We start from the raw sequence: 21,382 nt of genomic DNA on the forward strand, positions 1-21,382 counted from the left end.
CTCCACCCTCAGATTCTTATTCGAAGCCGATAAGGCCAAATTGAGGGACGTCAAGAACATGCGCCAGCGCAGCGCAGTTTGCCAGCGCTGCCCTGCAGCAATGGTGAAGAGCCTATTGCTCGTCCTTCGGCGGCATCCGGGGCGGCGGAATCGGGGTGAACACCGCTCCTTGCGCACCCGCTGGCGGCGCGAGGAATTCGCCGGTCGAGGAATCGCCGCCGGTGGTCTCCAGAATGGTCTTGGGTGTCACATATTCCCGGACCATGTCGATGAGGCTGCCATCGCCGCCGCCGAAATCGGCGGCCCGGCCGCCCTGCGGATGTCCGAGTGCAATCTCGTTCTCCGCCGCATGGGTCTTGTCGGCCAGCCTGTCATCGTAGGGCACGCGAAAGGCCCGCGGGATGCCGCTCGGGCGATTATCCTCGTCGAGCTGCTCGACCCAGAGATAGATCGAGCCGGGATCGCCCTCCAGCGAATGCGGCTCGACGATGCGGGCCTTCAGCAGCTTGAAGGAGGCGGGGAGCCGCTCGGCGCTGGCCCAGCCGAGCAGCCCGCGCATCTCCGTGAAGCTGACGATATAGAAGGCGCTGGTCACGACCACCGCCACCGCCTTCATCGACCAATGCAGCCGCGCATAGACCAGCACGACCAGCAGCAGCGCGCCGATCACGGCATAGGCGACCGACAGGGTGAGGATGACCGTTTGCAGACTAGTCACGGCGCACCCTCGCAGCGTTCTTGCTCACACCGGTCCTCGGGTCGAGATCGGCCCCGTTGCGCCAGCTGCTGCGGAACGTCTCCAGCAGCGATTTCGGCCGCTGGTCCACATTGACCACCTTGCCTTCGGCATCGAGCCGGAACCGCACCGCCGTCTTCTCGTCGCCGGTGTGATCGAGCGTGAACTTGTTGTCGAAGACCACCTGCGCGGTCGGATTGAGCTTCTGCACCTTGACATTGGCCGTGACGGGTTCGCCGGTCGTCGCGACGAAATGCGAGACATTCACCGTGTATTCGCCGGCGATGATGCCGCGCACCGTGACGATCTCCTCCCGGATCGGCGAGACGATCTTCTTGCCGTTGACCATGATGAAGTCGTTGGCGCCGCCGCGGTCGTCGCGGTCAAGCGTGAGGAAACCGGCCTCGCGGTGGCGATACCAGGCGATGTTGCCGGCGGGATCCTGCACGAACAGGTCGAGATCGTCGGGGTGGCTGTCCGGCCAGTCCAGCGTGATCATGAACTCCGCCTTGGAGTCGATCTTGCCGTCCTTCGCATCGGGGGAGACCGCGAGCAGTGCGAGGAAGAACAGGAACGCGATCACCTGGAGCGCCTTGAACAGCATCACGCCCAGCGGATCGAACGGCTCCTCGCGCGGATAGAGACCGAAATCATCCATCATGACGGGGTTCCAGCGCCTTTGCGCTCCAGAACCGGCGTGACATAGGTCTCGGTCAGCACCACCGCATCCGAGAACACCCGCTGGGTGGCGGCATCGAGCATGTAGTACTGGATGCGGACCAGGATCGAGCCGACCAGGCCGGCGAGCGTCGTGTACATCGCGACCGCCATGCCGTCGCTCATCAGCCCCATCGAGGAGCGCATCGCGACCTTGTCGGCGGCGTCAAGCCCCGCGATCGGCGCCAGCATGATGATGAAGCCGACGATGGTGCCGAGCAGGCCGAGCTTCATCAGCGTGTCCGAGACGAAGGCGCCGAACCCGTTGGAGCCGCGTAAGCGATCGGCCAGCGTCCGCAGCAAAAGCGTCTGGTCAACCGGCCTGTAGTCCTGCGCGGCAGCCTTGGTCACCAGGCTGTCGATATGATCGCGCACCAGCCCGCGCGGCAGCGCGGTAGCGCTCGCATTGAGCACCTTGCTGCCGTCGGGCGCCGCGAGCGCCTCGCGGCAACGCCGCGCCGCCGCCCCCTCCCGCGCGATCGCCCGCGTGCGCAGGAAGCAATGGCCGCAGGTCAGGATATAGAGCCCCGCGATGACGCTCGAAATGTAGGTCCGGTCCGAGGTCAGCATCAGGCGGATCAAGCCGAACCGCCACAGCAGCACGACGGCGAAGATCGACAGCCCGGTGAAGATCATCCAGAACAGCAGCGCACTGCGCTCGGATGGGTCGGCAGCAGGCCTCGCGATCGGTCCAATCGTCATCGAACTCATGCTGCACCGCTCCTGGCTTGCAAGGACTGGCTTGCAACGATTCCACCCAATTAGATCAAAGCCGCCGTTTCAGGTCCAAAGACCCATGCCCAAGCCGGCTTGGGAAATTTGCCCGAGCTGCGATCCGGCCCGAACCCCGCAATTGGCAAGGCGCGGCCGCATTGTTAGGCTGAGCTTACCAAACGTCGGGGATGATCGCATGCGCCTCGTGCTTCAGCTTGTCGCCCGTCTGCTTCTCATCGTGGCTCTTTGCCTTGGCGCGGCGACCGTCTGGGCCACGTTCGATGCCTATCGCAGCGTCGACCGGGCGACGGCGGCCTCGGCGCAGCGGGTCGCCCAGGCGCTTCAGGCGCTGTATTGGCACGAGTTCTTGTTGCGCAGCAGCAGAACGCGCGAACAGCTTCTGCCGGTTCCGGAATGGCGCACGCTGGAAACGATGAAGCTGATCTCGCCCGGCGTCTGCGTCGAGTTCCAGCCGGCGATCGCATTCGAAAAGCCGCTCTGCGGCCAGAGCCAGGGGATCGGCAAGACACCGCCGCGCTGGTTCGCATCGATCGTCCCCATCTTCCTCGGCAGCCACGCCGAAGTGATAAGACCCGTCAGCCCCCGCGCGACGGCCGCCGGGACAGTCGTCGCAACGCCGGATGCCGCGGCGGCCATCTCGCTCGCCTGGGAGTATCTCCTCAACGTGGTCGATGTCGCGCTGCTGATGGCGGCGGCGATTTCGCTGCTCGCTTCGCTCGCGATCGCACATGCGCTGGCGCCAGCGCGCACCATCGTCACGGCGCTCCAGCGCATGGCGCGCGGTCAGTATCGCACAAAACTGCCGCACTTCCGATCGATGGAGCTGGCGATGATCGGCGGCGCCGTCGGCGAGCTCGGCGGCCGGCTGGAGGAAGCGACCGAACAGCGCGCGGCGCTGACGCGGCGCCTGATCGAGATCCGCGACGACGAGCGCCGGGCGCTCGCCCGCGAGCTGCACGACGAGTTCGGCCAGAATCTCTCGGCCATCCTCGCCTTCGCCAACACCATCGAGACGGCGAGCGCGAAAGAGAAAGTGGACAGCGGCATCGCACAGGATGCGCGCATAATCTCGCAGGCCACCCATCATTTGATGGCCTCGCTGCGCGATGCGCTGAAGCGGCTGCGCAATCCCCTGCCCGAGGAGCTCGGGCTCGAGGCCAGCCTCGTCAACCTCGTCGACAGCTGGCGCTCGCAGAGCGCCGCGCGGCCAGCGATCCAGCTCGATCTCAGGGGCGATCTCACCGACATCAGCGGCCCGGCCGCCACCACCGCCTATCGCGTGGCGCAGGAATGCCTGACCAACGCGCTGCGTCACAGTGCGGCGCGCGAAATCTCCTTGCGTGTCGAGCGGCGCGCGGGCGAGGACGATTCGCTGCTGATCCAGGTCGAGGACGACGGCGGCGGCGATGCGGAACGTGTCGCGCGCTCGGCCGGCTTCGGCCTCACCGGCATTCGCGAGCGCCTCGCTGCGGCCGGCGGATCTCTCTCGATCCTGCCTGCCAAGCGCGGCCTCAGCGTCGCCGCCACCATCCCGCTCGCCGCGTGAGGTCCAAATGAGCGATGTCGCGGCAACAGGCATCTCGGTGCTGCTGGTCGACGACCATCCGATCGTCCGGCAAGGCTACCGGCGGGTGCTGGAGAGCCAGGGCGATCTCCACGTCGTGGCGGAGGCCGACAACGCTGCGGATGCCTACGGTGCTTTCAAGACGCACGACCCCGATGTCGTCGTGCTCGATATCTCGATGCCCGGCGCGAGTGGGCTGGAAGCGATCCGCAACATCCGCGCGCGCAATCCGCGGGCGCGCATCCTCGTCTTCACCATGCACAACGAAGCCGTGCTGGTGAAAGCCGCGTTCGGCGCCGGCGCCTCCGGTTTCGTCACCAAGAGCAGCGAGCCGACCGCTGTCGTCACCGCGATCCGCAGCGTCGCCCGCGGCGAACGCGCCATGAGCGACGACATCGCGCATATTCTGGCCGAAGACAGCCTGTCGGCGGGCTCGGCGCTGGATCAGCTCGGTGAACGCGAGATCGAGATTTTGCGCCAGTTCGCCGGCGGCGCCACCACCGAGCAGATCGCCTCGCATCTCAATCTCAGTGTGAAGACGGTCCAGAACTATCACTACCTGATCAAGACCAAGACCGGCGCACGCACGGATGCGCAGCTGGTGCGGCTTGCTGCGAGTTGCGGGCTGACGAAGATTTAGCAGCAGGATTCCACATTCCCTCAGATGACATGAAATCTCTCAATCTGCCGGGCGGATTGGAACAGAGGCTATTCCGTTCCAGTTAGCAGGGTGAAGGAGTAGGAGTCATGAGTAAGGGTCATCACAAGGCGGTCGCCCATCCGGCGATCATCACGGTCGGCGATCTCATCGACGAACTCTGCCGCCTCCCCGATACCGCCGTCGTCCATTTCCGCTGCCCCGCCCTCGATCAGGATCTGACATTCGAGCGGCTTCGAAAGCGATCGAAGGACGACGTCGAAATCGCGATCAATGCATATCCGGAGAGTCCGCCCATCATCCCATCGTCCGCCGCCACTTTCCGAGCACGCACGTCTTCGCCATCGGCCCGCAATGGCGTCGTTCTCAACAAGGTCAGAAGTTGATTGGCTGCAGCGCGTATCGAAGGCTGCAGCGGTCTAGCAAGCCTTCAGCCCGCGCAGCACCAGCGCCAGCGTCGCATCCACACGCGCAGGCAGATCGGCATCCTTCCACTCGTCGGCGTGCGCCGGATGGTGGAAACGGACGGTCGCATCGAAGATCGCGCGCGCGGTGGTTTTGACGTCGTCGACAGCGAACACGCCCTGCTTCACGCCGTCGGCCAGGATCCCCGCGATCTGGTCGATCATGGTATCCTTGTGGCACTTGACCGCCGCGCAGGCTTCGCGCGCCAGCGTCAGATAAGTATCGAACATCTCGGGGTCGTCGAGCACGCGCGAACGTTTGGCCGCGAACAGCGTCCGCAGCCAGCGGTCGAGCCTGTCAGGCGCGGGGCCCTGCTCCTTGGCGATCGCCAGCAACGGCGCGTCGATGCGGTCCAGCCAGCGTTTGGCGACGGCCTCGCGCAGCGAAGCCTTGCTCGGAAAATGGCGATAGACGCTGCCGTGGCTCACATCGAGCGCACGGGCAACGTCAACAACGGTGGCCTTGGCAAGTCCGTAGCGCCGCAAGACGTCCTCGGTGACTTCGAGGATCCGCTCCGGCGTCAGGATAACGGCTTCATTCATGCCAGCACCTTGTTCCCGTTCAGGGTTCACCCGGCGATGGAGCTGCTTCCGAAGCGCCCCAACCGGTCGTTTCGGAAAGCTCTCGCCTTAATGAGGCAGTTTTGCAGCCTGCGCCGCGATCTGGCGCGCCACCAGCAAATTGAGCCAATGCCCAATTGTTCCGGTGAGATTGATGATTTCGGTCGTCATCGTCTTAAGTCTCCATTCGTCCGCGGTCCCCACCCCAAAATGACGTCCCTTGGTTCGAAATCGTTACGAACCTCGGGCTCCCCGGGAGGGATTGCCGCGTGACGCCCAATCGGAGCGTCCGGGAACGGATATACACGTCTCGCTGACAGATTTCAATATCTGTCAGTCAATGATCCGTGATTGACAATTAATTTTTGCGACCCCGGCGCTGCAGGCCCCGCCTGGCGGGCCGCCCGGCCCCCCCAGTCCCCCCCCCGACTTAGCGCGCCGGCCTGATCGACAAGCTCCTGTGACACGGCGGTGGGTTACGCTACGCTGACCCACCGACCGAATTCATCATAAGAAACGGACCCCTCCGCATGCCCATCGTCAACCGTATCGCCGCCCTCTCCGACGAAATGGCCGCCTGGCGCCATGACTTCCACGAGAACCCGGAGCTGCTCTACGAGGTCCACCGCACCGCCGGCATCGTCGCCGACCGCTTGCGCGAGTTCGGCTGCGACGAGGTGGTGACGGGCATCGGCCGCACCGGCGTGGTCGGCGTGATCCGCGGCCGCAAGTCCGGCTCCAGCAAGACCATTGGGCTGCGCGCCGACATGGACGCGCTGCCGATCATGGAGACGTCGGGCGTCGCCTACGCCTCAAAGGTCCCCGGCAAGATGCACGCCTGCGGCCATGACGGCCACACCGCGATGCTGCTCGGTGCCGCCAAATATCTCGCCGAGACGCGCAATTTCGACGGCAACGCGGTTCTGATCTTCCAGCCCGCCGAGGAAGGCGGCGGCGGTGGCAAGGCCATGGTCGAGGACGGCTTGATGACGCGCTGGAACATCCAGGAGGTCTACGGCATGCACAACATGCCGGGCCTGCCCGAGGGCCATTTCGCCACCACGCCCGGCGCGATGCTCGCCTCCTCCGACAACATCCAGATCACGGTCCACGGCAAGGGCGGCCACGCCGGCGCCGGTCCGCACAAATCGGTCGACAGCGTGCTGATCGGCGCGCAGATCGTCAATGCGCTGCAATCGATCGTCGCGCGCAACGTCGATCCGCTCAAATCGGCCGTCATCTCGATCACCCAATTCCACTCCGGCACCGCCTTCAACATCATCCCCGAGATCGCCGAGCTCGGCGGCACCGTGCGCACGCTCGATCCCGAAGTGCGCGATCTGGTCGAGCGCCGCATCGGCGAAGTCGCCGACAGCATTGCGCGTGCCTATGGCGGTTCGGCGGAGACGAAGTACACGCGGATGTATCCGGTGACCATGAACCATGCGCGCGAGGCCGGCCTTGCCGCCGACATCGCCCGCGATATCGTCGGCACCGAGCGCGTCAACGACAAGTTCATTCCGATGATGGGCGCCGAGGACTTCTCCTTCATGCTGGAAGCCCGCCCCGGCGCGATGGTGCTGGTCGGCATGGGCGACGGCAACGAGTGCCACCACCCGGCCTATGTCTTCAACGACAACATTCTGGGTCACGGCGCCTCGTTCTGGGCGCGTCTGGTCGAGACGCGGATGGCAGCCGGCTAGCGCTAGTCTCGTAGGGTGGGCAAAGCGAAAGCGTGCCCACCATTGCGAGTGGTGGGCACGGCGCGTTGCGCCTTTGCCCACCCTACGGCAGCGTCGCCCGGGCGGCAGTTCATCCCTGATACTGCAGCACGTGCATCCCGGCGTTCCAGTCGCTGACAAACATCATCCCGTCAGGCCGGACATAGGCGTCGCAGGTCTTGGCCGCGAGCGCGACGTTTGGGCGCGGATCGACGAGCTTCTTCGGTACCGGCGGCACCCAGTACGCGATCTCCTTCGGCGCAAAGGCGTCCTTGATGTCGAACACCCTGACGCCGGCATTGTTGTAGGTCGCGAAAATCGTCTCCTCGCTCTGGAATGCACCCGGGCGGTTCTCGTGCAGATTATGCGGACCGAAAGTGCCGTTCACGCAGAAATCGCGGTCGCGCGGCGTCGGCAGGGTTGCGATCGGCACCGGGTTTTGCGGCGCGCGCACGTCGAGCACGAAGGTGTGGAACAGGCCCTTGGCGCATTGGTCCGCGTTGGCTTCATTCGCGACGATCGCGAGCTGCCGCTTCGGCAGCGGCAGAGGCGTATGCGTGCCGCCGGCAAACGGCGGCGACCAGTTGATGTGGGACAGCAGCTTCGGATTGGTGGGATCGCTGATGTCGTGGATGGTGAAGCCGCCGTCGCGCCAGGCGGCGTAGCCACGATCGCCCGCCGTGATCATGTGATGCAGCGCAAAGCGCTTGCCCTTCGGCGTTGCCGGCTCGCCGGCTGCGCGGTTCATGCCCGGCAGCCACCATTTCGCGACGATCTCAGGTTTCGTGATGGTCTTGAGATCGACCACGCACAGGATGTGGTCGGTGAAGCCGTCGAGATGCGCCGACACATAGGCGCAGCGGCCACCCGGCCACCACAGACGGTTGATGCCGAAGCCCGGCATTTCGAGGAATGCGATCTCGCGCATCTCGCCGGGTTTCGAGATGTCGTGGATCGAAAGGCCGGAACGGAATTTCTTGGCCTTGGTGATGCTGTCGACCAGCGTGTTCTCGAAATAGCCGCGCATGTTGTCGTAGGACTGCATCGCGACGATGTTGGCGCCGTTGGCAAGCAGCAGCATATCCTCCGCCACCTGGAGATGGTGGGTGCGGGTGTATTGCCCCGCGGTGAAGAAATTGACCGGCTTCAGCGCCCGCGGATCGGACGCATCCAGGATCGTCACGCCGTCGCTGAACATGTGTCCGACATAGACGTGTTGCCGGTTGAACATCACCTGCACGCTGTCAGGCCGTCCGCCGATATCGCTGTAGGAGATGTGCTGGATGCCCTTGCCGATCCCCTCCGGCGGGACGTCCGCTTCCGAAGCCCATGCCGGCCTCGACCAACCCGACAGCGCGGCCGATCCGAACACGGCGGACAATTGCTGAAGGTGCCGGCGGCGCGAAAGTTGAGGCATCGGTTTCCCCCATTTTTTTGGAGGATGATGCGCGCTTGCGGTGAGGCGTGCAAGCCTCGTGTCGTCCGCCCTCACCTCAACCGCAGACGTCTCTGGTGCGGCCGAACATCACCGATGCCTGGCCATCAATTGCAGACTTCGCCGGTGATCTTGGCGCTGCCGTTTGCATTGGAGACCGGCCCGAGACGGCACCCCTTTCGACCGGCCTGCAGCCGACGTTGTTGCAGATCATCTGCCCGCTTGCCTGAGGCGCCGAGGGCGCGGCATCGCTCTGCTTGCGGTCCTGGTCCCACCTCCTCGAATCCGTCATCGGGCCGCAGAGCGTAGACCCGTTGGCTCATCCGCCCTCAGCAGGCGGGATGCGGTCTCGTCCGACGCGAGAGGCAGGGTGAACTGAAAGACGGCGCCCCGAGGCTCGTTTGCGCCCGCCCACATCCGCCCGCCATGCGCCTCGATGATCGAGCGGCAGATGGCGAGGCCCATTCCCATGCCGGTGGGTTTGGTCGTGTAGAAGGCGTCGAACAGGCGCTCTACATTCTTCGGATCCAGCCCCGGACCGGAATCCCGCAAGGTGACGTGCACGCCGTCCGGGGCATCCCGGCCGGTGCTGATCAGCAACTCGCGCCCTCCCTCGCCGACCGCGGCCATCGCCTCGATCGCGTTGACAATCAGGTTGAGCACCACTTGCTGAAATTGAACCCGATCTGCCTGAATGGGCGGCAAGCCTTCGGCAAACTGCGTTCGCACCGAGACGCCGTTCTTGAACGCTTCGCTGCGTGTCAGCGCAATGACCTCGAGCACCGCCTGATTGATCTCCAGATTCTCCTTTTGCGGGGGAGCGTTCCTGATGAGTGCCCGGATCCGACCGATGATATCGCCCGCTCGCATGCCGTCACTGGTGATCCAGCCGAACGTTTGTCGAACCCGCTCCAGATTTAGCGGTTGAGCCTCCAGCCAGTTCAACCCGGCCTCGGCGTTGGCCACGATTGCGGCGATCGGCTGGTTGACTTCATGGGCAATCGAAGCGGTGAGGTGCCCCATCGTGGTGACGCGATTGGCGTGCGCGAGCTCCAGCAGGGCTTCACGGTAGCGCCGCTCGTGTTCGCGCGATTCGGCTTCCGCCCGCTTGAGAGCCGTCAGATCAAGGACAAAGCCGACACCTTGATCCGTAGCTTCTCCAAACATGGTCCCGCCGATCAGCACGGGCACACGGCTTCCGTCCTTGCGCACATACTCCTTCTCGAATGGGTGGGCCGTCCCGACCCGCTTCAATTCCGCCACGGTATGCAAGTCGCGGTCGCGCCATTCCGGCGGCGTGAGGTCGGTCCGATGCAGGCGCCCTGAGGCGAGATCTTCCCGGTCGTATCCCACGATGCGCAGGAATGCATCATTGGCCTCGAGAATGCGCCCCTCGACTTCCCAGATGATGATACCGATGATGTTGGCGTCGAACAGGCGCCTGATCTTGATATCTCGTGCTGCAAGATCACTCTGGAGCTGGATGTTCTCCTCGGTCGCCTTTCTCCGCCGTTTCGCTTCGAGCCGCGCGAGCGCCAGCGCCGCTCCGGCCAGCGCGACGACGAGGACAACGGCGCCGGCGATCAGCCAGGTCCAGCGTCGCTCGAATGCTTCGGCGCGCGACTCCCGATCGGCGAGCCGAAAGCGCTCGTGATCCACCATCTGGTCGATTTGCGAGCGGATCTCGTCCATGCTGCGGATCATTGCCAGCGCGGCCAACCCGGACGTGCCGGCCGTCTTCAGCAGCTCGTCGATCTCGCGCAGCGTTGCTGCAATGGTCAGTGCCACATGTCCGGCCCGAAGGCCCTGCAACGGATCGTCCGCGACCAGCGCCTGCAGCGCCTGAGCCTCCCGTCGTACGCTCTCGTCAGAGACGCCGTAGGCCTTGAGATAGGCGGGGTCGAGGGTCATCAGATACCCGCGCCTTTCGGTCTCCAGTTCCGCGACGATCGCCCGCAACCGATCGAGCGTTTCGAGGACCTGGCGGCTATGCTCGATGAAGTGATGAGCTGCTTGCCGCTCCTGCCAATATTGCAGGCCGAGGAAGCCTGTGGCGGCAAACAGGGTCACAAGCACTGCGACCGCAAGGATCAGCGGACGAGCAAACCATCGCAAAGACAAGGCCGGAGCAGGGGCTGACATTTGTCTAGGCTCATGCTCGCGTGACCGGCGCGTCTTCTGGTGCCAAGGCCAGAGCATTGCTAGGATGATAGCATGGATAGGCCCGCATGGGTGAGCCGCGAAGCCGACCAGACTACATCGGCTTCGGACCCCGTAAGTGGTCTGGCGAGGGCGACGATGTCGCAGGGTGCGGCGGCGCGCTCACGTGCCGTGAATGACTGCCTTGGTGAAGGAGCATTGGCATGGCGCAGGGTGAAAACTCACTGAACCGTCAAATGCCGGTCAGCCGGCGCAGTTTCGTCAAGGGATTCGGCGCGGCGGGGGCGGTGCTGCCGGCCCTTGGCATGCTGCCGCGGTGGAGTTTTGCCCAGGATGCCGCCGCGATCCGTGCCAACGCCGCGATCGACTGGAAGCAATTTGCGGGACAGGCGATCGCACTTTCGGGCGCGATCCATCCGTGGTCGAATGCGATCGCGCCGCTGTTGCCGGAGTTCACCATCCTCACCGGCATCAACGTCGCCATCGATTTCCAGCTGGAAACCACGTATCTCGGCGCGCTGCCGATCAGGCTGGCCCGCGGCAGCAGCACGCCCGACGTCTTCATGTTCACGACCTATGGCCAGGGCATCTCGAACGGATGGCTGGAGCCACTGAACGGATATTATTCCATGAGGTCGCTGACCGACGCCGCCTGGTATGACGAGAGCGACCTGCTCAAGACGGCCCGAGCCTTCCCGCTGTGGTCGGACGGCGAACGGTACGCCGTCCCGATTACCTCAGAGGCGATGACCCTGTTCATCAACGGGGATGCGCTGGCAGCCAAGGACCAGCCGATTCCCCAGACCTTCGAAGAGCTCCTTGTCGCCGCCAAGGCGGTCAAAACGAGCGGGATGTCGGGGATCGCCATGCGAGCCCAGGCCGGCGGCAATTCCTCCCCACCGGCCATGGGCTTCGTGTTCTCCTACGGCGGGGCCATGGTCGAGCACAACAGGGTCGCTTTCGCAAGCCCGGAGGCGATCGCAGCCGTCGAGATGTACGGACAGCTGCTCAGCCAGGCCGGGCCTGCCGGCGTCGGCAGCTATGAATGGTACAACGTGCTGGACGACTTCCTGCAGGGGCGGACGGCCATGGCAATCGACAGCAGCAACTTCGCGACCGACATCTCCAATCCGGCGAAAAGCCGAGTCGCCAAGCAGGCTGGATTTGCAACCTTTCCGCATCTCGCCGGTCGCGGGCCCGTCCCCTTCATGTCGCACTGGCAGGCGTGCATCAATTCCAAATCTCGAAACAAGCGGGCGGCGTTCCTGTTCCTGCTCTGGGCGACGAGCAAGGCGACCTCGCTGCGGACCGCCGCAGCGGGGCTGGCGACGACACGCGTGTCGGCTTGGTCGAGCGAGGGCTTCAAGAAGGCGTTCGGCTCGCAAGCCGCCGACGCGGCACTGACCAACTTGCAGAATGCGGATGTCGACCGCGCCAAGGCAATCCTCTTCCATCCGCAATCGAGACCGATCCTCGACGCCTTCATGATCGGCGTCAATGAAGTGGTCAACGGCGCGAAATCGGCGAAGGATGCGATGACGGGCGCAGCCGAAAGGGCCAATGCGGCGATCCGCGGGTAGCGGCGAGACGTCACCCAATCGGCAGGGCTGGAACCACGCTGCGCGCGGCCCCATCGGCCCGGCCCGCTCGACAATGCCGGTCAGGCGAAAACCACCTCGTGCCGCATCACGAATGGCGCGAGCAGCGTGTGCACCTCACCGGCCACCACTTCGCGTTGGTTCGCTGACAGGTTCGTAAGGGTCACGGTTGCGATCGAACCGTGGCTGCCGTGGGCGCCGACCTTCACCTTGCAATCGATGCCGCGCTCAGTGAGCGGCGAAAGCACTTTGGCGAACACGCGCTGGGCGGCATCCCAGCGCAGCTGCGGCTTGAACACCTTGCCGACGCCGGTCACCGGCATCGGATCGATCGGAATCACTTGCACCGGAACGGCAGCACGCTCCGGCGTGCGCTCGCGCACCCACGTCTCGAGCTCGCCCGGTTCGACTGTCGCGCCGGGCTTCAGCTGCACGTAGCCGACCGGCAGCTCGCCGGCATAGGCGTCGGGCTGGCCGACCACCGCGGCGAAGCCGACGGCGGGATGGCGGAACATGATCTCCTCGATCGGCGCCGGGTCGATGTTGTGGCCGCCGCGGATCACGAGATCCTTGGCGCGGCCGGTGATCCAGAGATAACCGTCGGCATCGAGCCGTCCGAGATCGCCGGAATTGACCCAGGCCTCGTCGACGAAGGCGCCCCTGTTGTGCTCGTCATTGAGATAGCCGCCGAACACGCCGGGCCCGGCCATGATGACGACGCCGATTTCGTCCGGCGCGCAGTCGCGGATCAAGCGGCCGTCGGCATCGAGCTGCACAATGCGCACGCGCGCATAGGGCATAGGAAGGCCGACCGAGCCGAGCCGGATCGGCCGTGAGGGATAGGCCAGCGTGTGCACGCTCGACGTTTCCGTCATGCCGTAGACTTCGACCACCGGCAGCTTGAGCTTCTCCTGGATCGCCGATCCGACGGCGACGGGGATCGCCGAGCCACCGCCGGCTGCATATTTCAGGCTGGAGATGTCCGCGTTGCCCGGCGGCACCGCCAGCGTCGCCGCCAGCACCGTCGGCACGCTCGACAGCGCCTCGGGCTTGAAGCGCTCGACCAGTCCCCAGATGTTCTTCACCGCGTTCGGATTGCGCCAGCCGCTCGGCGACAGCACCACCAGCGAACCGCCGGCCGACAACGTCAGCAGCACCTGGGTCAGCGATCCCCCGACATGAAACAGCGGCATGCCGAACAGCATGTTGGCGCCGGGCTTCGCCTTCAGCAGCAGGTTGAGCGCCCAGGCCTGATAGACCTGATTGGTGTGAGTATGCCGCACCAGCTTTGGCGTGCCGGTGGTGCCACCGGTATGGAAATAGGCGGCAATATCGCTGCCAAGAATCTTGCGCCCGCTGATAAGCCGATCGGAGGGCTGCTGCTTGATGAGGTCGCCAAAGGCATAGATGCCCTTGGCGGGGTCGCCACCACCGAACACCTGCACGATCGCCTTGAGATGTTTCAGCTGCGGGCGGATCTGCTCGACCTTCTGCCAGATGTCGGTGCCGGGCATCGGCCCGAGCGCCACCAGGATCTTCGTGTTGGCGGCTTCCAGGATCTCCGCGATCTGGTGCGGCTCGAGCAGCGGATTGACGGGATTGGCGATGCCCGCCGCCTCCGCGCCGAACAGCGTCACGAAGGCATCGGGCACCAGCGGCAGCATGAAGCTGATGACATCCCCCTTCTCGACGCCGAGCGCATGAAACATGTTGGCGGCCTGCGTGACGCGGCCGATGAAATCGCGATGGGTGACCACAACCGGCGTGTCGGCGGGATCGGCATTCTGCAGGAACTGGATCGCCGCCCCATCGGGATTGCGCGCTGCACCAAGCCTGATGGCATCATAGGTGCTCTCGGCCGCGACGCGGTCGGCGTAAGGGACCTGCTCGAAGGCCCGGACCTCTGCGTCCGTCAAAAGCTCCGGATAGTCGTTGCCGATGAACCGATCGAGCGCGTGGATGCCCGCCATGGAATTCCGTCCTCCCTCAGATGCATGTCCCCGCCACCTGTCTTTTGACATTTTGGGCTGGCGAGACCCCGACCGATGGGCCGGCGGAGCGCGGACAGAATGATGGATGATTTGGCGTTCGTCCATGACTTAACGGCTACGGCGGTAGCAGTCGAATTATGGACGCTTCGGCGACCAGCCGACCGCGTTGAAATCGGCTGGCGCAGGCATCACCTCGGGCTCCGGGGTCGCCTTTCGCAGGATTACATCCGCGCGATTTGAGCTCGACATCTCGATCGGCACGCCCTCCTTGTCGATGGCGAGTATTCCCGTCAACTCGGGCGGCGCGGTCATCACGTAGCGGTCCGCAGCTTCGATCAGACGAAGCACCTCGTCGCGAATGAAGGCCGCCGACCATTCGGACGGCAGGCCTTTCACCGCGGCAAACTCCTCCGCCGGAATCGACAGGGCATGGCGGCGAATTTCATCGAGGGTTCGGCCCGGAGAGAAATTCGGCGGTTTGCCGGCCGCTGCGAGCACGAGCGGCCCGAGCGGGCAATAATCGCGACCGATGGCGACGAGGTCGGCAACGTCGCGCGCCTTCGAGCGGCCCGCGCCGGCCAGCACCTTGTTGATAGCCAGGTCTGCCTGGTGCAGCCGCGCGCCCCATTGCTCGTCCTTCACGAGCGGAAAGAATCGAAGCCGGGTCTCCGCAAACCACTGGATGATCGTCGTTTCGGAAGCGCGCGAGATTGTCGCATCGACGCAGCCATAGATGATGTAGTCGCGATGCGTCTTGAAGCCGGCGGCATCGAGGACGGCGAGATCGGCCTTTGCGCTCTCGGTCACCTCTTCGTCGGTGTCGTGGAAGATGTCGATGTCGTCGGATCGTCGCTCCCAGTCCCTGTTGAGCATCAGGCCGCCGGCAAGATAGCTGCTGTCGGAGCGATTTCCCGCGAGAAGTCGCAGAATGTCGCTCTGCAATTTGCTGAGAGCCATCTCAGTCCTCCGTCGTGTTGACGCGGTCGAGCATCTTCCTGCCCATCGCAAAAGCTCTCGCATCGCCACGCTCGATCATGGCGCGCGCGGCGACCGCTGTTCGGGACCGCAGATCGGGAAGCCGATCAAGATCGACATTGTCGAGAATGCGCGGTCCGTAGAGACGAAGTGCACTGTCGAGCAGCGATTGAAGTTCTTTGGTCAGCCGGTGCTCCGCGCGCATGCGCGAGGCGAGCGCCAAAACCTCATCGCGTGCAGCCGGCGGAATCAGGACTTCGACGCGCACGAGGTCGGCCGCGCCACCCTGGCTGCGATATTTCCTGACGCGCTTGTTCGCAGGGATCATCGATTACCTTGCTCCACGAACCACCAAATTACCACGTGTATCCCGGTTACGCAAATTCGTATCCCGGTTACGATTTTAAAGCATTGATATAGCTTTCTTTTCAGAGATACCATCGAGCCCGATGAACCTCGCCGCACGATGCGCGGACCAAGGACTGGCAGCGGCCTCGCCGAAAGGCACCGCACCACAACACGCGAGGACACCATGACCAAGGCGCTGCGGGATCGAACCAGACGGCTCACTGTCGCGCTTTCGATTGCCATCACGATCGCCCTGCCCCGTGCGACGCTCGCCGCGGACAGCCAGTTCGACAAGATGCGCACCAAGATCGCCACCTTCGTCGCCGACAAGATGGAGAAGCTGGGCGGATCGCGCATCATCTACAAGGTGGACACCGACGGCTTACGCGAGAGCGTCGTCACGGATTTGCGTGACGATGTCTACAAGACCCTCCGCGACGGCAAGATCGCCTTCTCCGGCCTTGCGATCCGCGACGGCGGCGTTGAAATGAAGATCGCGGATGCCAAGGGCCGCGAACAGCTCGCGCGCAAGCTCGCCTCAGCCGCGGAGGGATTGCCGTCGCATGCGCTTGACGTCACCGACGGCGGCGACGGACTGGTCAGGCTCGCGCCGACCGAGGCCGCATCCGCGGCACGGCTGCGCGATCTCGTCGAAGATTCCATCGCCATGATCGAGCAACGCCTGAAGGACGCCGATATCAAGCTTGCCAGCGCCCAGCCTGATGGCACGGACCGTATCCGCATTTTCACCCCGGGCATGATGGAGCCCGAGCGTGTCACCACGATCTTCGCGACGAGGGTCAAAGTCAGCTTGCGCCTGGTCGACCTTTCGATGCCGGCCGAGCAGGCGCAATCCGGCACGCCGCCCGCGGGCACCGAAGTCCTGCTCGGCTTCAAGGACAAGCGCCCTTATCTGGTTGCCAGGGACAGCGCGCTCGACGGCGACGACATCAGCTATGCCGGCCCGGGATTTGCGGCCGGTACGAAGGAGCCGATCGCCTCGTTCCGCTTCAACGGCCGCGGCACGCGGCGTTTCGCCCACATCACCGAAGAGAACGTCGGAAAGCCCTTCGCCATCGTGCTCGACGACAAGGTGATCTCCGCCCCGGTGATCCGCGAGCCCATCACCGGCGGATCGGGCCAGATCTCCGGCAATTTCAGCCTGGAGGAAGCGAGCAGCGTCGCCATGCTGCTGCGTGCCGGCGCGCTGCCGGGGCACCTCTCCCTCGTCGAGCAGCAGGTCGTACAGCCCGCCGCCAAGCCGTAAGCCGGAGACCCGCCAGCGCCCCGCCTCGCCGGGGCGCCCAAGTCCATCCAAGAGGTCCGTCTACGGCACCAAGGCCCGCCCCCGAGCGCCGCGAATCACGCGCACACCGCGGCCATACGCACAACCAACGGGCAATTGCCGAAACGCCCGATCAGGCTAAAATTTGCCTCTTGCGACATGACGGCCAAAGGCTTCATTTCAAGCGGTCGTCATTCTATTTCGGCTATACGTGCCACGAATACCGACCAGGACTGAAGGCCTTACGCGGGGTTAGTACCATGCCGTCCGGCAGCGCAGACATTTCCTCGATCCTCGACCGCATTCTCGATGCGGCGACGGACAACCTCAGGATCGCGAAGATCCTGGTCCAGATGGGCCTCGATCCCAACAACGTCACATACGACGCGATCTTCAACCGGATGCTGGAGATCTTTGTCAGCAACATCACGCTGGCCAATCTGTTCGCCGCGGTCGGCGCCGGCTTCTTCGTCGCCACCCTCCTGATGCGAACGATGGTGCCCCTGCGCGTCGCCAACATGGTCGGCTGCGCCTTCTTTGCCGTTTTCGGCGCGCTCTCGGCCAATGTCTCGACGTTCCTGCTCTATCTGTTGCTGCTTCCGATCAACGCCCTTCGCCTGCGGCAGATGCTCAAGCTGGTCAAGAAGGCGCGCCATGCCGCCGAAGGCGACATGTCGATCGAGTGGCTCAAGCCGTTCATGACCGAGCGCAAATATCGCAGCGGCGACACGCTGTTCAAGCTGGGCGACCCGGCCAAGGAGATGCTGCTGACGGTCACCGGCAAGTTCCTGGTCAAGGAAATCGGCGTCGAGATCGGGCCCGGCGCGCTGATGGGCGAGCTCGGCTTCCTGACGCCGGATAACCGGCGCACCGGCACGATCGAATGCATCGAAGACGGACAGGTGCTGACCATCACCTACGACCGGCTGCTCGAGATCTACTTCCAGGACCCGCAGTTCGGCTACTATTTCCTGGTGCTGACCAGCCAGCGCCTGCTGCAGAACATCGATCGCCTGCAGAAGCAGCTGGCCACGGCGCGGACGCCCACCACGAACAGGATCGCGTGAACCGGGCAGCCGAATCCGCTTCGGCCACCCGGCTTTCAGTTGCGACACATTCGGTGATCCAGCGACGACCGCGGCTCAGAGCTTCGAGCCGCCGTCGACGTGGATGGTCTCGCCAATGATCCATCGCGCGTCGGGAGAGGCGAGGAAGGCAACCGCGCCCGCGATGTCGTCGGGCTCGGCGATCCGCTTCAAGGTCTGCATGCCGAGCGTGTAGTCGCGACCCGCATCGGTCTTGGTGAAGGACGACATTTCGGTCCCCACCACGCCCGGCGCCACGGCGTTGACACGCACGCCGCGGGCACCAAGCGCCACCGCAAAATGCTTCACCAGCGTATCGATCGCGCCCTTGGTCGCGGCATAAGCCGGCAGCGTGCCGACCACCGCGTGCGCAGCAAGCGAGGAGACCAGCACGACGCTGCTGCCCTCATGAAGGATCGGCAGCAATTGCTGCACCAGGAAGAACGGTGCGCGGACGTTAACGGCGAACAGCCGGTCGAAATCCTCAACCGTCGTTTCCTCGATCACAGCCGACTTGGCGACGCCGGCATTGGCGACGAGAATATCAAGCCGGTCGCCAACGATGCCGCGCACGCGTGCCGCCAGTTGATGCGGGCCATCAGGCGCGCCAAGATCGGCGCCGATAGCGTCGGCACGCCCGCCGTTCTTGCGGATTTCGGCGACAACGGCCTCAGCCTCCTTCGCGGACTGGCCATAATGCACCAGCACCTGCGCACCGCGCGCCGCGAGGGCTAGCGCCGAGGCACGACCGATGCCGCGTGAGGCACCGGTGACGAGAGCAGTCTTTCCCTTGAGGTCGGTCATGTCATTCTCCTTCGCCGGGCGCCGGCCCCCCATTTCCTGCCAATCAGGTATGGCATCGGTGCAGAGCCCTTTGCTGGAGTGCTATTTCCTAGCGAGCGGTGGCTTTGGAAAAGACTTTGTAAGCTTCTGGGCATACCTGATAGGTATGCTCATGGAGCTGCGCCATCTCCGCTATTTCATCGCCGTTGCCGAGGAAGGCAGCCTGACCTTGGCTGCGGAGAAGCGGCTGCACACCGCGCAGCCCTCGCTCAGCCGCCAGATCCGCGACCTGGAATACGAGGTCGGCGTGCCTCTGCTGGTGCGCAGCGTGCACGGCGTCGAACTGACGACCGCCGGAAAGGCCTTCCTCGATCACGCACGCCTTGCGCTGACGCAGGCTGATGCGGCGATCGAGGCAGCGCGGCGCGCCGCGCGCCCCGAGAAGTCGCGCTTTGCCCTCGGCTTCCTCACCGGTCAGGAGATCGACTGGCTACCGGAAGCCATGCGGGTCCTGCGCGACGAGTTGCCGACGATCGACGTGAGTGTGACGAGCGACTTTTCGCCGGTGCTTGCCGAGGGCCTGATGCGCGGCAATCTCGATCTCGCCTTCATGCGGCGCGAACCCGGCACCGACGACCTCGTCTACAGGACCGTGGTCGAGGAAGCGCTGGTCGCCGTGCTGCCGAGCGACCATCGTCTGGCGAAGCTCGACCGCATCGACTTGGCGAAACTGGAAGGGACGCCCTTCATCAACGTGTCGGACACAGCGCCCGCGCTCCGCGAGGTTATCGACCACTACCTCGCCACAAGTGGCCGGCAGATCGCGACCGCGCACGAGGCCGACAACCTCGCCATGGCGGTATCGATGGTTGCCTCTACGCGCGGATTCGCGCTGATACCGGGCTATATCAAGAACTTCCTGCCCTGGTCTGTCGTCAGCCGCCCACTCAAGGGCAAGCCGCCGACGATCGACCTCGTCGTCGGCTATCACAAGACCAACAACTCGCCGATCCTGGCAAAATTCATCTCGAGACTTGACGACCTCATCGAGCGCGCAACCAAGCAAATGCCGATCTGATCGCTGCCTGCTCAGCTCAGCAGCAGCGCCATGCCGGGATCGCCCTTCTCCATCGCACGCCGGTAGGCTGGACGCGCACTGACCCGGCCGAGATATTTGACCACGTTCGGACAGCGCTGGAGATCATAGGGCTGGAAGTAGCGCATCGTCGTGAGCGAGAATACCGTCATGATGTCGGCGGTGGTGAAGGTGCTGCCAGCCAGATAGTCGGCCTCGCGAAGCCTGGCTTCGAGAAGGTCGTAAGCGCGATCGAGGCGGCCCTTCATGGCGAGCAGGGTCGGGTTGTCCTTGGGAAGATCGAGCCGGCCCAGGATCATCATCCGCCCCATGCCGGGTTGCAAGGTGCCGTTGGCAAAATGAAGCCAATACAGAAACTGCGCAAACGCGGGATCATTGGGGCCGAGCACGAGTCGGCCGTTGCCGTATTTTGCAACGATGTACTCGAGGACGGCGCCGGACTCCGCAAGCACCAGCTCGCCGTCGGTGATGACCGGTGCTGTGCCGGCGGGATGCAGCGCCTTGTACTCGGCCGGTGCCAGCATGGTGACGGGATCGCGCGTGTAGCGCTTCAGCTCGTGGGCAATCTCGAGCTCCTCGCAGAGCCAGACGATGCGCTCGGATTGCGACTTGCCGAGATGATGGACGGTGAGCATGGCGTCTCCTTACGATCGCAAATTGGATCAGTCCCGCTGCTGCATCATACTCCGTCATTGCGAGCGCAGCGAAGCAATCCAGAATCTTTCGGCGGAGACAGTCTGGATTGCTTCGCTGCGCTCGCAATGACGACGTGGAGCGTGTATGGCACCTCACTCTCGTGCCCCGGACGCGGGACCGAACGTCCCCTACCCCACCTCGTCCGTCACCATCCGCGCCACGACGCGGTCGCGGCGGATGAAGTGGTGCCAGAGCGCGGCGATGAAATGAACCGCGATCAAAGCGAGCAGCACATAGGCAAACAGGATGTGGCGGTCTTCATAGGCGTCCGCCGCCGCTTTGTCCGGCGAGGTGAATTGCGGCACGTGAAACAGGCCGAAGAAGTCCGAATAATCCGGCGTGTGCGCACCGGAATGCGCCCAGCCGAGCATGATGACGACGATGACGGCGAGATAGAGCGCGCCATGGCTGATGCGGGCGGCGAGCTTCTGCCAGGGCAGGCTGTCGGCCGGCGGCGCCGGCGTCGGGTTGATGACGCGCCAGACCAGGCGCAGCACGGTGAGCAGCAAGATCAGATAGCCGATATCGGCGTGAATGGAGCGGTAGAAGAACTTGTCGGCGCGCGCCGGAATGTGGTTCATCCACCAACCGAAGCCGATCATGCCGAGGATCGCCAGCGCCAGGATCCAGTGCAGCCATCGGGACACGCTGCCCCAGCCGTTACCAGTGTTTCTGATCATGTCAGTCCCCGGAATTTTGCGGAGTTGTCCCCGTCCGCAGTGCAATATCCCCGCTGATAGCGGGAACATGCGGCAATCATGAAATTGAATCGTT

The 21,382-nt window shown here is 64.3% G+C and carries 19 protein-coding genes and 2 pseudogenes; 8 read left to right on the forward strand and 13 right to left on the reverse strand.

The window, feature by feature from the left end; all coding sequences use genetic code 11:
* Positions 1–112: 112 nt before the first annotated feature.
* From B5V03_RS07005 to B5V03_RS07015, 3 genes are read right to left on the reverse strand one after another with little or no spacing between them, the layout of a single operon-like run.
* Positions 113–718, reverse strand: a complete 606-nt coding sequence (locus tag B5V03_RS07005; protein WP_129268529.1) for a hypothetical protein — start codon at positions 716–718, stop codon at positions 113–115.
* On the reverse strand, positions 711–1,397 hold the full coding sequence (locus B5V03_RS07010) for a hypothetical protein (protein ID WP_129268530.1): 687 nt from the start codon (positions 1,395–1,397) through the stop codon (positions 711–713). The genes B5V03_RS07005 and B5V03_RS07010 overlap by 8 nt, the downstream gene beginning before the upstream one ends.
* The gene (locus tag B5V03_RS07015) at positions 1,394–2,164 is read right to left on the reverse strand and encodes a MotA/TolQ/ExbB proton channel family protein (RefSeq protein ID WP_129268531.1); all 771 of its coding nucleotides are present in this window, start codon (positions 2,162–2,164) and stop codon (positions 1,394–1,396) included. Before B5V03_RS07015 ends, B5V03_RS07010 begins: the two co-directional genes overlap by 4 nt.
* A 199-nt stretch (positions 2,165–2,363) precedes the next feature.
* Here B5V03_RS07015 and B5V03_RS07020 point away from each other — a divergent pair, with 199 nt between their 5' ends.
* The 3 genes from B5V03_RS07020 (at position 2,364) to B5V03_RS07030 (ending at position 4,796) form a co-directional block, all read left to right on the forward strand.
* Positions 2,364–3,734, forward strand: a complete 1,371-nt coding sequence (locus B5V03_RS07020) for a sensor histidine kinase (protein ID WP_129268532.1) — start codon at positions 2,364–2,366, stop codon at positions 3,732–3,734.
* A gap of 7 nt (positions 3,735–3,741) precedes the next feature.
* A complete protein-coding gene (locus B5V03_RS07025; RefSeq protein ID WP_129268533.1) occupies positions 3,742–4,392 on the forward strand; it encodes a response regulator in 651 nt (216 codons plus the stop codon).
* 107 nt (positions 4,393–4,499) lie between these two features.
* On the forward strand, positions 4,500–4,796 hold the full coding sequence (locus tag B5V03_RS07030; protein WP_129268534.1) for a hypothetical protein: 297 nt from the start codon (positions 4,500–4,502) through the stop codon (positions 4,794–4,796).
* A 33-nt stretch (positions 4,797–4,829) separates the two neighbouring features.
* On the opposite strand, the gene B5V03_RS07035 is transcribed toward B5V03_RS07030, so the two are convergent.
* Positions 4,830–5,417, reverse strand: a complete 588-nt coding sequence (locus B5V03_RS07035; protein WP_164987831.1) for a TetR family transcriptional regulator — start codon at positions 5,415–5,417, stop codon at positions 4,830–4,832.
* A 548-nt stretch (positions 5,418–5,965) separates the two neighbouring features.
* Between B5V03_RS07035 and B5V03_RS07040 the strand changes: the two genes are divergently transcribed.
* On the forward strand, positions 5,966–7,138 hold the full coding sequence (locus B5V03_RS07040; protein ID WP_129268536.1) for a M20 aminoacylase family protein: 1,173 nt from the start codon (positions 5,966–5,968) through the stop codon (positions 7,136–7,138).
* A gap of 109 nt (positions 7,139–7,247) precedes the next feature.
* On the opposite strand, the gene B5V03_RS07045 is transcribed toward B5V03_RS07040, so the two are convergent.
* The 3 genes and pseudogenes from B5V03_RS07045 to B5V03_RS42225 form a co-directional block, all read right to left on the reverse strand.
* Positions 7,248–8,573 carry an LVIVD repeat-containing protein gene (locus B5V03_RS07045; protein WP_129268537.1) on the reverse strand — a complete coding sequence of 442 codons (1,326 nt, stop codon included), beginning with the start codon at positions 8,571–8,573 and terminating at the stop codon, positions 7,248–7,250.
* Between the two features lie 306 nt (positions 8,574–8,879).
* Positions 8,880–10,175 (reverse strand): annotated as a pseudogene (locus B5V03_RS07055) (sensor histidine kinase); the annotation flags it as partial.
* 96 nt (positions 10,176–10,271) lie between these two features.
* Positions 10,272–10,790, reverse strand: a pseudogene (locus B5V03_RS42225) (CHASE3 domain-containing protein); the annotation flags it as partial.
* Between the two features lie 164 nt (positions 10,791–10,954).
* Here B5V03_RS42225 and B5V03_RS07060 point away from each other — a divergent pair.
* Entirely contained in the window at positions 10,955–12,331 is a 1,377-nt protein-coding gene (locus B5V03_RS07060; RefSeq protein WP_129268539.1) for an ABC transporter substrate-binding protein, read from the forward strand.
* 80 nt (positions 12,332–12,411) lie between these two features.
* Here B5V03_RS07060 and B5V03_RS07065 read toward each other — a convergent pair whose 3' ends face one another.
* The 3 genes from B5V03_RS07065 to B5V03_RS07075 form a co-directional block, all read right to left on the reverse strand.
* A complete protein-coding gene (locus B5V03_RS07065) occupies positions 12,412–14,319 on the reverse strand; it encodes an acyl-CoA synthetase (protein ID WP_129268540.1) in 1,908 nt (635 codons plus the stop codon).
* Positions 14,320–14,475: 156 nt separating this feature from the next.
* Positions 14,476–15,297: a hypothetical protein gene (locus tag B5V03_RS07070; RefSeq protein ID WP_129268541.1), complete on the reverse strand. Its 822-nt coding sequence runs from the start codon at positions 15,295–15,297 to the stop codon at positions 14,476–14,478.
* Between the two features lies 1 nt (position 15,298).
* On the reverse strand, positions 15,299–15,643 hold the full coding sequence (locus B5V03_RS07075) for a hypothetical protein (protein ID WP_245502178.1): 345 nt from the start codon (positions 15,641–15,643) through the stop codon (positions 15,299–15,301).
* Positions 15,644–15,847: 204 nt separating this feature from the next.
* On the opposite strand from B5V03_RS07075, the gene B5V03_RS07080 reads away from it, so the two are divergent.
* Together B5V03_RS07080 and B5V03_RS07085 are read left to right on the forward strand one after the other, a co-directional pair.
* Complete coding sequence (locus tag B5V03_RS07080; RefSeq protein ID WP_129268542.1) at positions 15,848–16,930, forward strand: SecDF P1 head subdomain-containing protein; 1,083 nt, start codon at positions 15,848–15,850, stop codon at positions 16,928–16,930.
* Positions 16,931–17,208: 278 nt separating this feature from the next.
* Positions 17,209–18,015 (forward strand): Crp/Fnr family transcriptional regulator, encoded by an 807-nt coding sequence (locus B5V03_RS07085; RefSeq protein ID WP_129268543.1) that lies wholly within the window; start codon positions 17,209–17,211, stop codon positions 18,013–18,015.
* A 75-nt stretch (positions 18,016–18,090) separates the two neighbouring features.
* Here B5V03_RS07085 and B5V03_RS07090 read toward each other — a convergent pair whose 3' ends face one another.
* Positions 18,091–18,837, reverse strand: a complete 747-nt coding sequence (locus tag B5V03_RS07090; protein ID WP_129268544.1) for an SDR family NAD(P)-dependent oxidoreductase — start codon at positions 18,835–18,837, stop codon at positions 18,091–18,093.
* Between the two features lie 151 nt (positions 18,838–18,988).
* Here B5V03_RS07090 and B5V03_RS07095 point away from each other — a divergent pair, with 151 nt between their 5' ends.
* Complete coding sequence (locus tag B5V03_RS07095; protein WP_129268545.1) at positions 18,989–19,894, forward strand: LysR family transcriptional regulator; 906 nt, start codon at positions 18,989–18,991, stop codon at positions 19,892–19,894.
* An 11-nt stretch (positions 19,895–19,905) separates the two neighbouring features.
* On the opposite strand, the gene B5V03_RS07100 is transcribed toward B5V03_RS07095, so the two are convergent.
* On the reverse strand, positions 19,906–20,547 hold the full coding sequence (locus B5V03_RS07100) for a glutathione S-transferase family protein (protein WP_129268546.1): 642 nt from the start codon (positions 20,545–20,547) through the stop codon (positions 19,906–19,908).
* A 189-nt stretch (positions 20,548–20,736) separates the two neighbouring features.
* Positions 20,737–21,288 carry a cytochrome b gene (locus B5V03_RS07105; RefSeq protein WP_129268547.1) on the reverse strand — a complete coding sequence of 184 codons (552 nt, stop codon included), beginning with the start codon at positions 21,286–21,288 and terminating at the stop codon, positions 20,737–20,739.
* Positions 21,289–21,382 lie beyond the last annotated feature (94 nt).

Origin of the sequence: Bradyrhizobium betae (assembly GCF_004123905.1) — a bacterium.
In the GTDB taxonomy this organism is placed as follows: domain Bacteria; phylum Pseudomonadota; class Alphaproteobacteria; order Rhizobiales; family Xanthobacteraceae; genus Bradyrhizobium; species Bradyrhizobium betae_A.

What these genes read in the sequence shown, in the direction of transcription:
- B5V03_RS07075 (WP_245502178.1), bottom strand. Translation starts at nt 15,643, where the DNA reads ATGATCCCTGCGAACAAGCGCGTCAGGAAATATCGCAGCCAGGGTGGC.
- B5V03_RS07035 (WP_164987831.1), bottom strand. Translation starts at nt 5,417, where the DNA reads ATGAATGAAGCCGTTATCCTGACGCCGGAGCGGATCCTCGAAGTCACC.
- B5V03_RS07105 (WP_129268547.1), bottom strand. Translation starts at nt 21,288, where the DNA reads ATGATCAGAAACACTGGTAACGGCTGGGGCAGCGTGTCCCGATGGCTG.
- B5V03_RS07065 (WP_129268540.1), bottom strand. Translation starts at nt 14,319, where the DNA reads ATGGCGGGCATCCACGCGCTCGATCGGTTCATCGGCAACGACTATCCG.
- B5V03_RS07025 (WP_129268533.1), top strand. Translation starts at nt 3,742, where the DNA reads ATGAGCGATGTCGCGGCAACAGGCATCTCGGTGCTGCTGGTCGACGAC.
- B5V03_RS07060 (WP_129268539.1), top strand. Translation starts at nt 10,955, where the DNA reads ATGGCGCAGGGTGAAAACTCACTGAACCGTCAAATGCCGGTCAGCCGG.
- B5V03_RS07045 (WP_129268537.1), bottom strand. Translation starts at nt 8,573, where the DNA reads ATGCCTCAACTTTCGCGCCGCCGGCACCTTCAGCAATTGTCCGCCGTG.
- B5V03_RS07095 (WP_129268545.1), top strand. Translation starts at nt 18,989, where the DNA reads ATGGAGCTGCGCCATCTCCGCTATTTCATCGCCGTTGCCGAGGAAGGC.
- B5V03_RS07020 (WP_129268532.1), top strand. Translation starts at nt 2,364, where the DNA reads ATGCGCCTCGTGCTTCAGCTTGTCGCCCGTCTGCTTCTCATCGTGGCT.
- B5V03_RS07030 (WP_129268534.1), top strand. Translation starts at nt 4,500, where the DNA reads ATGAGTAAGGGTCATCACAAGGCGGTCGCCCATCCGGCGATCATCACG.
- B5V03_RS07010 (WP_129268530.1), bottom strand. Translation starts at nt 1,397, where the DNA reads ATGATGGATGATTTCGGTCTCTATCCGCGCGAGGAGCCGTTCGATCCG.
- B5V03_RS07040 (WP_129268536.1), top strand. Translation starts at nt 5,966, where the DNA reads ATGCCCATCGTCAACCGTATCGCCGCCCTCTCCGACGAAATGGCCGCC.
- B5V03_RS07085 (WP_129268543.1), top strand. Translation starts at nt 17,209, where the DNA reads ATGCCGTCCGGCAGCGCAGACATTTCCTCGATCCTCGACCGCATTCTC.
- B5V03_RS07015 (WP_129268531.1), bottom strand. Translation starts at nt 2,164, where the DNA reads ATGAGTTCGATGACGATTGGACCGATCGCGAGGCCTGCTGCCGACCCA.
- B5V03_RS07100 (WP_129268546.1), bottom strand. Translation starts at nt 20,547, where the DNA reads ATGCTCACCGTCCATCATCTCGGCAAGTCGCAATCCGAGCGCATCGTC.
- B5V03_RS07090 (WP_129268544.1), bottom strand. Translation starts at nt 18,837, where the DNA reads ATGACCGACCTCAAGGGAAAGACTGCTCTCGTCACCGGTGCCTCACGC.
- B5V03_RS07080 (WP_129268542.1), top strand. Translation starts at nt 15,848, where the DNA reads ATGACCAAGGCGCTGCGGGATCGAACCAGACGGCTCACTGTCGCGCTT.
- B5V03_RS07070 (WP_129268541.1), bottom strand. Translation starts at nt 15,297, where the DNA reads ATGGCTCTCAGCAAATTGCAGAGCGACATTCTGCGACTTCTCGCGGGA.